Source organism: Candidatus Methylomirabilota bacterium (assembly GCA_035764725.1).
In the GTDB taxonomy this organism is placed as follows: Bacteria; Methylomirabilota; Methylomirabilia; order Rokubacteriales; family CSP1-6; genus DASRWT01.
This window is the reverse complement of record DASTYT010000013.1, coordinates 18,826-32,608: the sequence shown is the minus strand read 5'-3', so window position 1 is coordinate 32,608 and position 13,783 is coordinate 18,826. Positions and strand designations below refer to the sequence as shown.

Below are 13,783 nucleotides of genomic sequence, written 5' to 3'. Positions count from 1 at the left end.
ACCCGGTCCCCTCGCCCGGCGCGCATCGGGCCGGTCAGGGGGACCGGAACTCCTGGTCGAGGATCTCGGTGATGAAGCGGTCCAGCGAGACGGGGTAGAAGCGCACGTTGGGCGCGAGGATCACGCCGGTGTCGATGACCTCGCGCTGGGTCAGCTCGTCGAGGGCGCGCTCGATCTGAGCCTGGGGATCCCGGTCGACTCTCTGGATGGAAAGGTCTTCGCTTTCGAGCGTCACCTGGTGCCGGGAGGAGTACATGAACGAGAAGACGCGCGCGACGAGCGTCTGGTCCATGACATCCGTGTCCTTGAACAGATCGCCGTAGGTCTGCCCGGCGCGCCCGGGGGCGAGCACGAGGCGTGGCGAGACCTTGATCTTGCCCCGGATCTCCACCGCGGCCGCCGGCTTCCCCTCCTGCGGTCCCACCAGCACGTAGGGGAGCACGTGATAGCCGGCGATGATCCCGGTGACCGGCTTGCGGAGGATCTCCGTCTGGTCGAAGAGATGCTTGAGGAACTCGGGGTCGTGACGCTCGCCGAACACGGGGGGAGGCCTAACCGCGGAACACCGAGGCTTCCATGCAATCGAAGCCGAAGTCGTGCTCGCGGCTCTCGTACCGGCCGCTCTCGCGCACGTGGTCGAGATAGGGCTTCACGTCACGGCGGAACATGCCGGTGTTGTCGGCGATGACGAGCGCGCCCTTGACGAGCCGCGGCTCCACCGCGCGGAGATAGTCGAGATAGTCTTCCTTCCTCGCGTCGATGAGGAGGAAGTCCACCGGGCCGCGCAGCATCGGCAGCACGCGGAGCGCATCGCCGACGACCACGCGCACGCGGCCCTTCAGGCCGGCCGCCGCGGCGTTGTACTCGGTGAACTTGGCAAGGTAGTCGTTCTGCTCGACGCAGGTGAGCCGCCCGCTCCGCGGCATGCTCGCGGCGATGAGAATGGCGGAGTATCCGAAGAGCGAACCCACTTCGATCCCGCGGGTCGGCGCATGCCGGGCGATGAGGCGACGCAGCACGCGGCCCTTCTCCACGCCGATCACCGGGATGGTCCAGTGCGTCACCGCGCGGTCCATGAGCCGGAGCATGCGCGCGGCCTTCTTCGGAAGGGGCTTGGGACGGCTCATGCGCGGAGGCCGGCTAGCTTGGCCTGCACGGAGTCCGGCAGGGGGTACTTGCGGTCCCACGCGCCCGCCTTGACGATCTGGCCGGGCAGGACGTGGCCCACGATCTCCTGCACGCGCCGCGACGTGGCGACGTAGGCGCCCAGATCGATACCCGTGTCCACGCCCATCGCGTGCAGGCAGTGGATCAGGTCCTCGGTGCACACGTTGCCCGACGCGCCCGGCGCGAAGGGACAGCCCCCCAGGCCGCCGATGGAGGCGTCGAAGCACGTCACGCCGTGCTCCATGGCGGCGAGGATGTTCGGGATGGCCATGGCGCGGGTGTCGTGGGTGTGGAGCGTCCACTCGACGCCGGGGAAGCGCGGTACGAGACGCTCGAGCACGCGGCTCACCTGCGCGGGGTTCGCCATGCCGGTGGTGTCGGCGAGCCCGATGCCCCGCGCGCCCATGTCCACCAGCGCCGCCACGATCTCCTCGAGGCGCGCCACCGGCACCTCGGTCTCGAACGGACAGCCGAACGAGCAGGAGATGCCCGAGTTGACGGGCACACCGGCGCGGTGGGCCACCTCCATGGTCGCGCGCAGCTTGCCGAGGGACTCCGCGATCGACATGTTCACGTTGGCCTGGTTGTGGCTCTCGCTCGCCGACACCACGGTGTGGATGGCGTCCACCTGCGCGTCCACCGCGCGCACCGCCCCCTTGTCGTTGGGCACCAGCGCCGCGTAGCGGGTGCCCGGCCGGCGCGTGATCGCCGCCATCACCGCCTCCGCGTCGCGGAGGGCAGGCACCGCCTTGGGAGAGACGAACGAGGTGACCTCGATGCGCGGCACCCCGGTGGCGGAGAGCCGGTTCACCACCTCGACCTTGGCCTCGGTGGGAATCCAGTCCGGCTCGATCTGGAACCCGTCCCGCGTGCCCACCTCGCACAACATCACCCGCGGCGGCAGCTTCATGGCGTCCCCCCTCTGACCGCCCACTCGTCTTTCAGGATCTCGCCGATCCACATGTCGTGCCACCGGCCGTCCACCAGGAAGTGGCGCCGGTAGAGCCCGCACTGCTTGTAGCCGGCCCGCTCCAGGGCGCGGCGGCTCGCCTCGTTCGGATTCACCACCGTGGTGATCAGCTTTTCGAGCCCCAGCTCGAGGAAGGCGTAGCGGGTGCGAAGGCGCATGGCCTCGCCGGCGTAGCCCTTGCCCCACTCGTCCTTCTCTCCGATCACGATGCCCGTCATCGCGTGGCGATTGCGCCAGTTGATGTCGTGAATGCCGCTGTTGCCGACGAGGCGCCCGCTCGGCTTGGCGATGATGGCCCACATCACCATCTTGTCGTCCGTCGCGGTGCGCTCCAGCCACTCCGTCTCCCCCTTGTCCGAGAGGGGATGGCGGTAGAGCATGTAGCGCGTCACCTCCATGTCGGCGAACCACCGCCGGTAGGCGGGCAGGAACTCGGCCCGCGGCGGCTCGAGCCGGATGCGCTCGCCCTCGATCACCGGGCCGAGCACGGCTCAGGCCTCGAAGGTGAAGGTGCTGCCCACGGAGGGCACCACCATCTCGGACGGGAGCTGCCGGCCGATCGCAATGCAGGCCTCCATGCCGGTGCAGTGCTGCGGGACCAGCCACTGGAGGCCGAGCCGCCGAAACTCGTCCACCACCAGGCTCACCCGCTCCTCGCCGAGCCCGCTCAGGTGGAACCCGCCCATCACGGCGTGGATGCGCGGCACCCCACTCACGCGCGCGGCATGGCGGCAGATGCCCACGATGCCGCGGTGCGAGCACGAGGTCACCACCACGAGGCCGCGGCCGCGCACGTGGGCGATCAGGGTTTGCTCGCCGATGAAGGTGTCCTGCACGACCTCGCCGTCGCGTTCGACGCGGAGCGACGCCGGGATCGTCTCGCCGGGCACCGTCTCGTGCATCTCGCCGGAGAGCATCACGCCCTCGGGCAGCACGGTGGGCTTGGCGATCACCCGCACGTCCAGGTCCTGACGCTCGAGCTCCGCGCGGTCGAGCCGGCCGATGTAGACGCGGTCGCCCGCTCGCTCGCTGTAGCGGGGTAGGAAGTGGTCGGAGCCCGCGTAGAAAGGCATCGCGCGCTTCATGAGCCGCCGGCTGTCGCGAAGGAACCCGGGCAGGCCGCCCCAGTGGTCCTGATGCCCGTGGGACAGCGCGAGGGCATCCAGGTCTGCGGGGTCGAGCCCGAGCTCGTGGAGATTGTGCAGGTACGAGTCGCCGGTGAGCCCCCAGTCGAAGGCGATGCGGCTGGTCTCGCGCCCGCGCGTCACCTCCACCCAGTGGGCAAGGCCGTGCTCGGCGCGCAGGGTAGGCATACGCCGGGCGCGGGTATGCGTCCACCGGCGCGCAACCTTCTCGTCCACGCGCAGGTTGTCCACGGCGTTGTCCACCACCGTGGTGACGCTGATGCGATCGACGGCCTCGAGCGTCATGTCCTCAATAGGAGCGCGGCATGCCGAGTACGTGCTCGCCCACGTACGCGGCCACGAGATTGTTGTTGATGGGCGCGGTCCGGTAGAGGCGCGCCTCGCGGAACTTGCGCTCGACGTCGTACTCCTCGGCGAAGCCGTACCCGCCGTGGCAGTCGACGCACGCGTCGCCCGCCTGGATGGCCGCCTCGGACGCCAGGTACTTGGCCATGTTGGCCTCGGGCCCGCAGGGGATGCCGGCGTCGAACATCTTGGCCGCCTTGGTGCGCATGAGATCGGCGGCCTCGATGGCCATGTGGGCCTTGGCGATGGGGAACTGCACGCCCTGGTTGGCGCCGATGGGCTTGCCGAAGATCACCCGCTGGCTCGCGTAGGCCACCGCCTTGTCGATGAACCAGCGAGCGTCGCCGAGGGAGTCGGAGGCGACGAGGATACGCTCGGCGTTCATGCCGTCGAGGATGTAGGAGAAGCCTCTCCCTTCCTGGCCGATGAGGCTCTCGGCGGGGATCTCCATGTTGTCGAAGAAGAGCGCGTTGGTGGAGTGATTCATCATCATGCGCAGCGGCCGCACCTCGAGCCCCTTGCCCTTGAGGGGCCGGATGTCGATGAGGAACACGCTGAGCCCGTCCGTCTTCTTCTTCACCTGGTCGACCGGCGTGGTGCGCGCGAGGAGCAGCATCAGGTCGGACTGGAGCACCCGCGAGATGAACATCTTCTGCCCGTTCACGACGTAGCGATCGCCGTTCTTGATCGCGGTGGTCTGGAGCTTGGTGGTGTCGGAGCCCGCGTTGGGCTCGGTCACACCGAACGCCTGCAGGCGCAGCTCGCCGGTAGCGATCTTGGGCAGGTATGTCTTCTTCTGTGTCGCCGAGCCGTGCCGCAGCACCGTGCCCATGATGTACATCTGCGCGTGGCAGGCGCCCGCGTTGCCGCCCGAGTGGTTGATGGCCTCCAGGATCAGCGCGCCTTCCATGATGCCCAGGCCCGGCCCGCCGTACTCCTGGGGGATCAGCGCGGCGAGGTAGCCGGCCTTGGTGAGCTCGTCGATGAAGCGCTCGGGGTACTCGCGCTTGGCGTCGAGGTCGCGCCAGTATTCGGGCGCGTACTGCTTGCAGAGATCGGCCACCGCGGCCTTCAGCGCCCGCTGCTCGTCGGTGAGTACGAACGTCATGTCCTTGGTCATGGCTGCCTCCGGCGCACGGTGCTCAGGTCCGGGCCGCGGTGAGGATGATCTCCACCAGGCAGCCGTCGGCGAGGGGCGCCCCCACGCAGGCCCGCTGCGGCCAGTGGTCGGGATCGGGGCCGATCCAGGCGTTCCACACCGCGTCCATCTCGGCCTTGGTGGCCATGTCGGCGAGGAAGATCTGGGCGGAGAGGATGCGGGTCTTGTCCGCGCCCGCCTCGGCGAGGCTCTTGTCGAGCGCGGTGAGGCACTGCTCGGTCTGGCCCTTCACGCCTTGCGTCCGGTCCGGTGCGGTGGCGACCGTCCACACGAGGTCGCGGTAGATGGAGCCGCGGTTGCGGCCGGTCGCGCTCCCGCGAAGACGACGGATCATGTCGGCCATGTCAGCGCCCCTTGAAGCGCGGCTTGCGCTTCTCGTTGAAGGCCCGGACTCCTTCCAGGCGGTCCTCGGTGGTCACGGTGTTGTTGTAGGCCTCGATGGCGAGGCGGAGCGCCGTCTCGAGGTCGGTCTCGCTGCCCCAGCCGATGGCCTGCTTCGCCTTGCGCACGGCGACGGGCCCATTGTCGGCGATGGTGCCGGCAATCTCCAGCGCCTTGGCGCGGGCCTGCCCGGCGGGCACGAGGTGGTTGACGAGCCCGATGGCCTTGGCCTCGCGCGCGTCCACGCGCCGCCCGGTGAAGATCATCTCCTTGGCGAGCGGGCCGCCCACGATGCGCGGCAGGAGCTGGGTGCCGCCGATGCCGGGGAAGATGCCCCGCGTCACCTCGGGCACCGCGAACACCGCGGTCTCGCTCGCCACCACGAAGTCGGACAGCACGGCCAATTCGCAACCCCCGCCCATGGCAAAGCCCTCCACCGCGGCGATGACCGGCACGGGGCAGTGGAGCACGAGGAAGGCGCCCTCCTCGAAGATCACGTGCTGGGCGCGCCAGGCCTCGTCGGTCATGCCCTCGCGCTCCTTGAGGTCGCCGCCCACGCAAAAGGCCTTGGTGCCGGCGCCGGTGAAGACGACGGCCCGTGCGATGGTGTCCCACTTGAGCGCCTCGAAGCAGCGCAGGAGGTCGCGTCCCATCGCCGTGTTCATGGCGTTGAGCGCCTCGGGACGATTCAACTCTACGGTGACGACGAAGTCGTCGGCCGAGCGCGTGACGTTGAGCGTTTTATAGTCCGACGACATGGCGCCTCGCGAGCTCCTGGATGGTGGCGGCGTCGTAGCCCAGCTCCGCGAGCACCTCGGCGGTGTGCTCGCCCAGGAGCGGCGGCACGCGCGTCACACCGGCCCGCTCGCCGTCCCAGCGGATCGGCAGGCTCAGCGCCTTGTAGTCGGGCAGGCGCGGGTGCTTGACCGGCACCACCATGCCGCTGGCCTCGGTCTGGGGCTCCGCGAGGACCTTGTCGATGGTGTTGATGGGCGCGCACGGCACGCCCGCGCGCTGAAGGCGCGCGAGCACGTCGGCGGAGTCGAGCGCGCCCGTCACCGCGGAGAGCGCCTCCACCAGCGCCTTCCGGTTCGCGACGCGCGAGGGATTGTCGCGGAAGCGCGGGTCCTGGGGGAGCGCGGGCACCGCGAGGGCCGCGCACGCCTTCACGAACAGGGCGTCCGAGCCGGCGGCGATCATGACCCAGGCGTCGCGGGCGGGGAAGGCCTCGTACGGGCAGATCATGGCGGTGCCCGAGCCCTGCGGGGTCGGCACCTCGCCGGTGCCGAGGTACTGGTTGGTCTGGAACGCGGTCCACGCCAGCGCGGTGTCGAAGAGCGCGGTGGTCACGTGGGCGCCGCGGCCGGTCCGGTCACGCTCGCGAAGCGCGCCCAGGATCGCGGTGACCGCCCAGAGCCCCGTGCCCATGTCCACCAGCGACACCGGCACGCGTGCGGGCGCGGCGCCGGGATGCCCGGTGAAGGACATGATGCCGCCGTAGGCCTGCATGAGCGGGTCGTAGCCCGGCCGGTCGCGCAGCGGGCCCTCGGTGCCGAACGCGGTGACCGAGCAGTAGACGAGGCGCGGGTTGATCTCGCGTGCGCGCTCCCAGCCGAAGCCGAGCTCCTCCACCGCGCCCGCCCGCAGCGACTGGACGAACACGTCGGCGCGCGCGAGCAGGCGCTCCACCACCGCGCGGCCGTCGGGCGCCTTGAGATCGACGGCGAGGCTCCGCTTGTTGCGGTTCACCGCCATGAAGGTGGCGCTCTCCTCGCCCCAGTAGGGCGGCGCCCATGCGCGCGCGTCGTCCCCGCGGCCGATCCGCTCGATCTTCACCACCTCCGCGCCCAGGTCCCCCAGGACTTGCGCGCAGTAGGGGCCCGCCACGTTCTGGGTGAGATCGGCGACGAGAAGGTCGGCGAGAGGGGCGTCCATGGACCCGATATTATAGCCCGATGCGGCGGGCCGCCGTCGTCTCCCGCCTGCGCCGCCGTCGCGGATTGACGGCCCTCGGAGCGTGTGATAGTCAGGGGGCGTCATGGCCGTCACGGTGTACGGTGCGGGCGCGATCGGCGGCATCACCGGCGCCGCGCTCGCGCGAGCCGGCCGCGACGTGCTGCTCGTGGACATCGAGCGCGCGCACGTCGACGCGATGAACGCCCATGGCCTGACCATCGAGCGCGCCGACGGTGAGGTGACGGTGCCGGTACGCGCCGCCACGCCGGACGCGATGCCGGTCCACCTGGACCTGGTGCTCCTCGCCGTCAAGTCGCACCACACCGCCGCCGCCCTCGACGTGCTGGCGCCCCGCCTCGCGCCCGACGGCGTGATCGTGTCGCTGCAGAACGGGCTCAGCGAGGAGTTGATCGCGGCGCGGGTGGGCGCCCCCCGCACCATGGGCTGTCTCGTCAACTGGGCCGCGGACTGGCTCGCGCCCGGGCGGATCCAGCACGGCGGCGAGGGGGCCTTCGTCGTCGGCGAGCTGGACGGTGCCGACTCGCCGCGGGCGCGCGCGATCGCGTCGTTACTCGCGCCGGTGACAGAGACGCGGGTCACCAGCAACATCTGGGGCTACAAGTGGGCCAAGCACGTGTACGGCGCCGTGCTCTTCGCCACCGCCCTCGTGGACGCCCACATCTACGACGTGGTCGAGCGGAGCCCGGAGATCCAGCACATGCTCGCCTGCCTGGTCGCGGAGGGCATCGCGGTGGCCGACGCCTGGGGCGTGGCCGTCGAGCCCTTCGACGAGTTCGATCCCGCGTGGTACCGCGCCGCCGCCAAGGGCGACACCACCGCGCGCGGCCACGCCATGGCGGCGATCGCCGCGCACTATCGCGCGCACACCAAGACCAAGAGCGGCATCTGGCGTGACCTCGCGGTGCGCCGGCGCAAGACCGAGGTGGACGGCCAGACCGCGGTCACCGCCGCGAAGGCCCGGGCCCGCGGGGTGTCCGCGCCGCTCACCGCGCGGCTCATCGAGCTGATCGAGGATCTCGAGTCCGGCCGGCGCCCGATGGCGTGGTCGAATCTCGACGAGATGGTGAAGGTGGCTCCGCCTCTCACGCGAAAGGAGATGTCCCGATGAAGCAGGCCATCCGGCTCCTCGCCGGGCTGATCGCGGCGCTGCTGGTGCTCGGCGCCGCCGGGGAGGCGGCCGCGCAGAAGCGCGGCGGCACCCTCACCATCGTCCGTCCCACCGATCCCGTGTCGCTCGAGCCCAACCTCGAGACGACCGCGCCGGGGGCGTGGGTGTACTTCAACATGCTCGAGGGGCTGCTTACCCTCGACGAGAAGATGCAGGTCAAGCCGGCGCTCGCCACGTCGTACGAGGTCATGTCGCCGACCAAGGTGCGCTTCAAGCTGCGCCCCAACGTGAAGTTCCACGACGGGACGCCGTTCAACGCGGAGGCGGTGCGCTTCACCTACGACCGCGCCCTCAACGGCAAGCCCCCCGCGCGCTGGGCCAGCCTCGCCGGCTCGCTCGCGGGCGCCGAGGTCGTCGACAACCTCACGGTCGACATCGTCACCAAGGAGCCCTACGGGCCCATCCTCCGTACCCTCGCCATGTACTGCATGGGCATCGTGTCGCCCACCGCGGTAGGCAAGCTGGGCGCGGACTTCAGCCGCGCCCCGGTGGGCACGGGCCCGTTCAAGTTCGTGGAGTGGAAGACCAACACGCACGTCATCATCGAGCGGAACAACGACTACTGGGGCGACAAGGCATTCGTCGATCGTGTGATCTTCAAGGTAGTGCCCGAGGAAGGCGCGCGCATGCTCGCGCTGCAGACGGGTGACGCCGACATGGTGCTGTTCCCGGCGCCCGCCCAGCTGCCCGCGCTCCGGAAGGACCCGAAGTACACGGTGCACGAGACCACCGGTATCCGGGTGGTGTTCGCCGGCCTGCACGCCGGCCTGCCGCCGCTCGACGACGTGCGCGTGCGCCAGGCGCTCCTGCACGCGGTGGACCGCAAGGCCATCCTCGACAACATCATGGAGGGCTCGGCGGGGCCGGCGCTCGGCGTGCTCGCGCCCGGCGTCTTCGGCTTCAAGGACATGCAGCTCGACAAGCTCTATCCCTTTGACCGAGCCAAGGCCAAGGCCCTGCTCGCGCAGGCCGGCTGGACGCCCGGCCTCGACGGCATCATGCAGAAGGGCGGGCAGAAGCTCTCGCTGTCCTGGCTGACCGCGCGCGGGCGCTATCCCAAGGACGGCGAGATCACCGAGGCCATCCAGGCCATGTTCAAGGACATCGGTGTCGAGGCGAAGGTACAGGTGCTGGAGTGGGCGGCGGTGTTCCAGCAGGTCCGAGGCAACCCCCTCAACCACCACATGTTCACGCTGGGCTGGGTGACATCGAACGCCGACGCCGACTACTCCCTCTACGCGCTCTTCCACAGCAAGCAAACGCCGCCCACGGGCTGGAATACCTCACGGTATGCGAACCCGAGGGTCGATACCCTCGTCGAGCAGGCGCGGCGCAGCCTCAACCAGACCGAGCGAGAGAAGCTCTACGGCGAGGTGCAGGACATTCTCGCCAAGGAGATGGTGTGGATCCCCGTGTACACCACGAAGGAGATCATCGTCACCCGCGCCAACGTGAAGGGTTTCCACATCCACCCCGTCGAGTACAACCTCGCCCTCTGGAAGACCTGGATAGACAAATAGCCGAGCGCCGGGGAGGCGGCGGATGCTGACCTTCATCGTCCGCCGCCTTCTCCTCGCGGTGCCGGTGCTGCTGGGCGTGGTGTTCGTGGTCATGCTGACCGTGGACCTCCTGCCCGGCGACGCCGTCTCCCTCATGCTGGGCGAGCACGCCACCCCGCAGGCGGTGGCGGCGCTCCGCGACCACCTCGGCCTCGACAAGCCGCTCGCCACCCGCTACGTGCAGTACGTGGGCCGGCTCCTCACCGGCGATCTCGGCCGCTCCATCCAGCAGAACCGGCCGGTGGCGGCGGAGCTGGCCGACGCATGGCCGGCCACGCTCGAGCTCACCGTCGCCGCGCTGGTCCTCGCCGCGTTCTTCGGCGTGGGGGCGGGCGTGGTCTCGGCGGTGTGGCCGTCGTCGTTCTTCGACACGCTCGCGCGGCTCGGCTCGCTGTTCGGGCTCTCGCTCCCCGTGTTCTGGACGGGGCTCGTGCTCATCGTGATCTTTGCGTGGTGGCTGCCCTGGTTGCCCGTGGGCGGCACCGGCTCGCCATCGCATCTCGTGCTGCCCGCGGTGGCGCTCGCCCTGCCCTCGACGGCGATGATCGCGCGCATGACCCGGTCGAGCGTGCTGGAGGTCCTGCGCGAGGACTACGTGCGCACCGCGCGGGCCAAGGGCGTACGCGAGCGCTGGGTCGTGACCAAGCACGCGCTGCGCAACGCGGCCATCCCCGTCCTGACGCTGCTGGGCCTCCAGGCGGGCCAGCTCATGGGGGGCGCCGTCCTCACCGAAACCGTGTTCGCGTGGCCGGGTCTCGGACGCCTCATGGTGAAGGCGATCTTCGCGCGGGACTACGTCCTCCTGCAGGGCGCGGTACTCGTATTCTCGCTCGCCTTCGTACTCGTGAACCTCATCGTGGATCTCTCCTACGGCGCGCTCGACCCGCGCGTCTCCCGGCAGGGCTAGGCGATGAGCACCGAGGCGGTGATGTCGGGGCCGGCGCCGCGCGTGGAGACGAGCGGGCCAGGCAGCCTCGCCTGGCGCCAGTTCCGTCGCAACCGGCTCGCCCTCGTCGGCCTGGCTCTGGTGGCGGCGCTCCTCGGTGCCGCCGCGTTCGCGCCGTGGCTCGCGCCGCGCGACCCCGCCAAGCAGAGCCTGATCGAGAAGCGCGCCCGGCCCGGCGCCAAGTACCTGCTCGGCGCTGACGAGTTCGGCCGCGACATCCTCTCGCGCGTGATCTACGGCACGCGGGTGGCGCTGCTCGTGGGCACGGTCTCGGTGCTCATCGCGCTGGCGATCGGGCTCAGCCTGGGCAGCCTCGCCGGCTTCGCGGGCGGCTGGACCGACACGCTCATCATGCGGGCCATGGAGATCCTGCTGGCGTTTCCGTATCTCCTGCTCGCGATCGCGGTGGTCTCCGCCCTCGGGCCCGGCGTGCTCAACACCACGATTGCGGTGGGGATCTGGGGCGCGCCCACGGTGGTGCGGCTGGTGCGCGGCTCGGTGCTGAGCCTGCGCGAGTCCGAGTACGTCGCGGCGGCGCGCGCCCTGGGCGCCTCCGGCCCGGGGCTGGTGGCGCGGCACGTGCTGCCGAACCTCCTGCCCACGGTGATCGTCTACGCCACGCTCTTCATGGCCAACGCCATCCTCGTGGAGGCGGCGCTGTCGTTCCTGGGGCTGGGCGTGCAGCCCCCCACCGCGTCGTGGGGATTGATGGTCTCCACCGGGCGCGACCTCCTGCTCGTCGCGCCGCACGTCGCCACCATTCCCGGCGTTGCCATCATGATCGCGGTGCTGGGCTTCAACCTGCTGGGCGACGGTCTACGCGACGCGCTGGATCCCCGCCTCCGGGGCGACCGCTAGCCGTCCCGGCTAGAGTTCGCCGAACTTCTTCCCCTCCCGCGCCAGACGTTCGAGCAGCGGCGCGGGCTGCCACTGCTCGCCGTGCTGCTTCTGGAACTTGCAGATGTCGTCGTAGACCGCCGCCGGGCCCACGGTGTCCGCGTAGAACATCGGGCCACCGCGATGGACGGGGAAGCCGTAGCCGTAGATGTAGATGATGTCGATGTCGCTCGATCTGAGCGCAAAGCCTTCCTCGAGGATCTTCGCGCCCTCGTTGATGAGGGCGTAGACGCAGCGCTTGAGGATCTCCTCGTCGCCGATCGCGCGGCGCTCGATGCCCTGCTCCTTGGCCGTCTTCGCGATGAGGGCGTCGATCTCGGGATCCGGCACCGGCGTGCGGTTGCCTTTCTCGTAGCGGTACCAGCCCGCGCCCGTCTTCTGACCGAAGCGGCCCATCTCGCAGATCCGGTCGGCGATGGGCGAGTAACGCAGGCGACGGTTGCGGCTGGCCTCCTTGCCCTTGCGGATGCGCCAGCCCACGTCGAGGCCGGCCATGTCGCCCATGGCGAAGGGACCCATGGGCAAGCCGAAGTCGTAGATCACCTTGTCCACCTGCTGCGGCGTGGCCCCCTCCTCCACGAGAAATTCGGCCTCGCGCAGATACGGCGCGAGCATGCGATTGCCGACGAAGCCGTCGCAGTTGCCCACGAGCACGCCCACCTTGCGGATGCGGCGGGCCAGCTCCATGGTGGTGGCGATGGTGTCCTTCGAAGTCGCCTTGCCGCGCACGATTTCGAGGAGGCGCATCACGTTGGCGGGGCTGAAGAAGTGGGTGCCGATGACCTGGCCCGGCCGCGACGTGGCGTTCGCCATCTGGTCGATGTCCAGCGTGGAGGTGTTGCTGGCGAGGATGGCGCCCGGCTTCGCCGCCTTGTCGAGGACCGCGAACACCTTCTTCTTGACGTCCATCTCCTCGAACACCGCCTCCACGACGATGTCAGCCTCCGCCACCGCGTCGTAGGCGAGCGTGCCCTGGATCAGCGCCATGCGCGCGTCCATGTCCTTCTGGCTGAGCCGGCCCTTCTCCACGGTGGCCGCGTAGTTCTTCCGCACCACCGCGAGGCCCTTGTCCAGCGCCTCCTGGCTCATCTCGAGCACGCGCACGGGAATGCCGGCGTTGGCGAAGTTCATCGCGATGCCGCCGCCCATGGTCCCGGCGCCGATCACCGCCGCCGAGGCGATCGTCTTGACGGGGGTTTCCTTGGGCACGTCGGGGATCTTGGTGACCTCGCGCTCGGAGAAGAACACGTGGATCTGCGCCTTCGACTGGGTGGACTGCATGCACTGGGCGAACAGCTCGCGCTCGCGCTTGAGGCCCTCGTCGAACGGCAGGGTGGCGGCGGCTTCCACCGCGTCCACGCAGCGGAACGGCGCGAAGAACCCGCGGGCGCTCCGCTCGAGGCCCTTGCGGAACTCGGCGAACACGGCGGGGCTCGTCCCGCGCACCTTCTCTCCCAGGTCGCGGATCTTGCGCAGCGGCTTGCCCTCCGCGACGAGGCGCTCCGCGTACGCGCAGGCGCCCTCGAGGAGGTCGCCGGGCACGATCTCGTCGATGATGCCGAGAGCCTGGGCCTTGGCGGCCGGGATGGGGTCACCCGCCACGATGAGCGGTAGCGCGGCCTCGGGTCCGGTGAGCCGCGGCAGCCGCTGGGTGCCGCCGGCCCCGGGCAAGAGGCCCAGCTTCACCTCCGGGAATCCCACCTGACCGCCGGCGACGGCACAGCGGTAGTGACAGCCAAAGGCTACCTCGAGCCCGCCGCCGAGGGCGGTGCCGTGAATGGCCGCGACCACGAGCTTGGGGCTTCCCTCGTACTGCGCGATCACCGCGTTGAGATCGGGGGGCATGGGGGGCTTCCCGAACTCGCGGATGTCCGCGCCGGCGATGAAAGTACGCCCGCCGCCGATGAGGACGAGCGCCCGCACGCCGGCGTCGGCGATGCCCGCGGCGAGGGCGTCCGCGAGCCCCTGCCGCACCCCCTGGCTCAGCGCGTTGACGGGCGGGTTGTTGACGGTGATGACGCCGATGCTGCCGCGCCGCTCGTACTGCACCAGATCTGCCATGGTCTCCC

General features: G+C 70.1%; 14 protein-coding genes. 4 read left to right on the top strand and 10 right to left on the bottom strand.

Annotated elements, in window-relative coordinates:
* Positions 1–34: 34 nt before the first annotated feature.
* The 9 genes from VFX14_01750 to VFX14_01710 are packed head-to-tail and all read right to left on the bottom strand — an operon-like array spanning position 35 to position 7,102.
* On the bottom strand, positions 35–541 hold the full coding sequence (locus VFX14_01750; protein HEU5188391.1) for a hypothetical protein: 507 nt from the start codon (positions 539–541) through the stop codon (positions 35–37).
* Between the two features lie 10 nt (positions 542–551).
* Complete coding sequence (locus VFX14_01745; GenBank protein ID HEU5188390.1) at positions 552–1,127, bottom strand: class I SAM-dependent methyltransferase; 576 nt, start codon at positions 1,125–1,127, stop codon at positions 552–554.
* A complete protein-coding gene (locus VFX14_01740) occupies positions 1,124–2,077 on the bottom strand; it encodes a hydroxymethylglutaryl-CoA lyase (GenBank protein HEU5188389.1) in 954 nt (317 codons plus the stop codon). Before VFX14_01740 ends, VFX14_01745 begins: the two co-directional genes overlap by 4 nt.
* Positions 2,074–2,625: a GNAT family protein gene (locus VFX14_01735; protein ID HEU5188388.1), complete on the bottom strand. Its 552-nt coding sequence runs from the start codon at positions 2,623–2,625 to the stop codon at positions 2,074–2,076. The genes VFX14_01740 and VFX14_01735 overlap by 4 nt, the downstream gene beginning before the upstream one ends.
* Before the next feature lie 3 nt (positions 2,626–2,628).
* Entirely contained in the window at positions 2,629–3,567 is a 939-nt protein-coding gene (locus tag VFX14_01730; GenBank protein ID HEU5188387.1) for an MBL fold metallo-hydrolase, read from the bottom strand.
* A gap of 4 nt (positions 3,568–3,571) precedes the next feature.
* Complete coding sequence (locus VFX14_01725; protein ID HEU5188386.1) at positions 3,572–4,735, bottom strand: acyl-CoA dehydrogenase family protein; 1,164 nt, start codon at positions 4,733–4,735, stop codon at positions 3,572–3,574.
* 34 nt (positions 4,736–4,769) lie between these two features.
* Complete coding sequence (locus VFX14_01720) at positions 4,770–5,129, bottom strand: RidA family protein (protein HEU5188385.1); 360 nt, start codon at positions 5,127–5,129, stop codon at positions 4,770–4,772.
* A 1-nt stretch (position 5,130) separates the two neighbouring features.
* Positions 5,131–5,925, bottom strand: a complete 795-nt coding sequence (locus VFX14_01715; protein ID HEU5188384.1) for an enoyl-CoA hydratase-related protein — start codon at positions 5,923–5,925, stop codon at positions 5,131–5,133.
* Positions 5,909–7,102, bottom strand: a complete 1,194-nt coding sequence (locus VFX14_01710) for a CoA transferase (protein HEU5188383.1) — start codon at positions 7,100–7,102, stop codon at positions 5,909–5,911. Before VFX14_01710 ends, VFX14_01715 begins: the two co-directional genes overlap by 17 nt.
* Before the next feature lie 103 nt (positions 7,103–7,205).
* Between VFX14_01710 and VFX14_01705 the strand changes: the two genes are divergently transcribed.
* The 4 genes from VFX14_01705 to VFX14_01690 are packed head-to-tail and all read left to right on the top strand — an operon-like array spanning position 7,206 to position 11,675.
* Positions 7,206–8,252: a 2-dehydropantoate 2-reductase gene (locus VFX14_01705; protein ID HEU5188382.1), complete on the top strand. Its 1,047-nt coding sequence runs from the start codon at positions 7,206–7,208 to the stop codon at positions 8,250–8,252.
* A complete protein-coding gene (locus tag VFX14_01700) occupies positions 8,249–9,832 on the top strand; it encodes an ABC transporter substrate-binding protein (protein HEU5188381.1) in 1,584 nt (527 codons plus the stop codon). The genes VFX14_01705 and VFX14_01700 overlap by 4 nt, the downstream gene beginning before the upstream one ends.
* 22 nt (positions 9,833–9,854) lie before the next feature.
* Positions 9,855–10,778 (top strand): ABC transporter permease, encoded by a 924-nt coding sequence (locus VFX14_01695; GenBank protein ID HEU5188380.1) that lies wholly within the window; start codon positions 9,855–9,857, stop codon positions 10,776–10,778.
* A 3-nt stretch (positions 10,779–10,781) separates the two neighbouring features.
* On the top strand, positions 10,782–11,675 hold the full coding sequence (locus VFX14_01690) for an ABC transporter permease (protein HEU5188379.1): 894 nt from the start codon (positions 10,782–10,784) through the stop codon (positions 11,673–11,675).
* A 9-nt stretch (positions 11,676–11,684) separates the two neighbouring features.
* Here VFX14_01690 and VFX14_01685 read toward each other — a convergent pair whose 3' ends face one another.
* The gene (locus VFX14_01685) at positions 11,685–13,775 is read right to left on the bottom strand and encodes a 3-hydroxyacyl-CoA dehydrogenase NAD-binding domain-containing protein (protein HEU5188378.1); all 2,091 of its coding nucleotides are present in this window, start codon (positions 13,773–13,775) and stop codon (positions 11,685–11,687) included.
* Positions 13,776–13,783 lie beyond the last annotated feature (8 nt).

Excerpts from the sequence above, each read along its gene's own strand:
- VFX14_01745 (HEU5188390.1), bottom strand. The coding sequence starts at position 1,127 with ATGAGCCGTCCCAAGCCCCTTCCGAAGAAGGCCGCGCGCATGCTCCGG.
- VFX14_01740 (HEU5188389.1), bottom strand. The coding sequence starts at position 2,077 with ATGAAGCTGCCGCCGCGGGTGATGTTGTGCGAGGTGGGCACGCGGGAC.
- VFX14_01730 (HEU5188387.1), bottom strand. The coding sequence starts at position 3,567 with ATGACGCTCGAGGCCGTCGATCGCATCAGCGTCACCACGGTGGTGGAC.
- VFX14_01725 (HEU5188386.1), bottom strand. The coding sequence starts at position 4,735 with ATGACGTTCGTACTCACCGACGAGCAGCGGGCGCTGAAGGCCGCGGTG.
- VFX14_01720 (HEU5188385.1), bottom strand. The coding sequence starts at position 5,129 with ATGGCCGACATGATCCGTCGTCTTCGCGGGAGCGCGACCGGCCGCAAC.
- VFX14_01715 (HEU5188384.1), bottom strand. The coding sequence starts at position 5,925 with ATGTCGTCGGACTATAAAACGCTCAACGTCACGCGCTCGGCCGACGAC.
- VFX14_01710 (HEU5188383.1), bottom strand. The coding sequence starts at position 7,102 with ATGGACGCCCCTCTCGCCGACCTTCTCGTCGCCGATCTCACCCAGAAC.
- VFX14_01705 (HEU5188382.1), top strand. The coding sequence starts at position 7,206 with ATGGCCGTCACGGTGTACGGTGCGGGCGCGATCGGCGGCATCACCGGC.
- VFX14_01700 (HEU5188381.1), top strand. The coding sequence starts at position 8,249 with ATGAAGCAGGCCATCCGGCTCCTCGCCGGGCTGATCGCGGCGCTGCTG.
- VFX14_01695 (HEU5188380.1), top strand. The coding sequence starts at position 9,855 with ATGCTGACCTTCATCGTCCGCCGCCTTCTCCTCGCGGTGCCGGTGCTG.
- VFX14_01690 (HEU5188379.1), top strand. The coding sequence starts at position 10,782 with ATGAGCACCGAGGCGGTGATGTCGGGGCCGGCGCCGCGCGTGGAGACG.
- VFX14_01685 (HEU5188378.1), bottom strand. The coding sequence starts at position 13,775 with ATGGCAGATCTGGTGCAGTACGAGCGGCGCGGCAGCATCGGCGTCATC.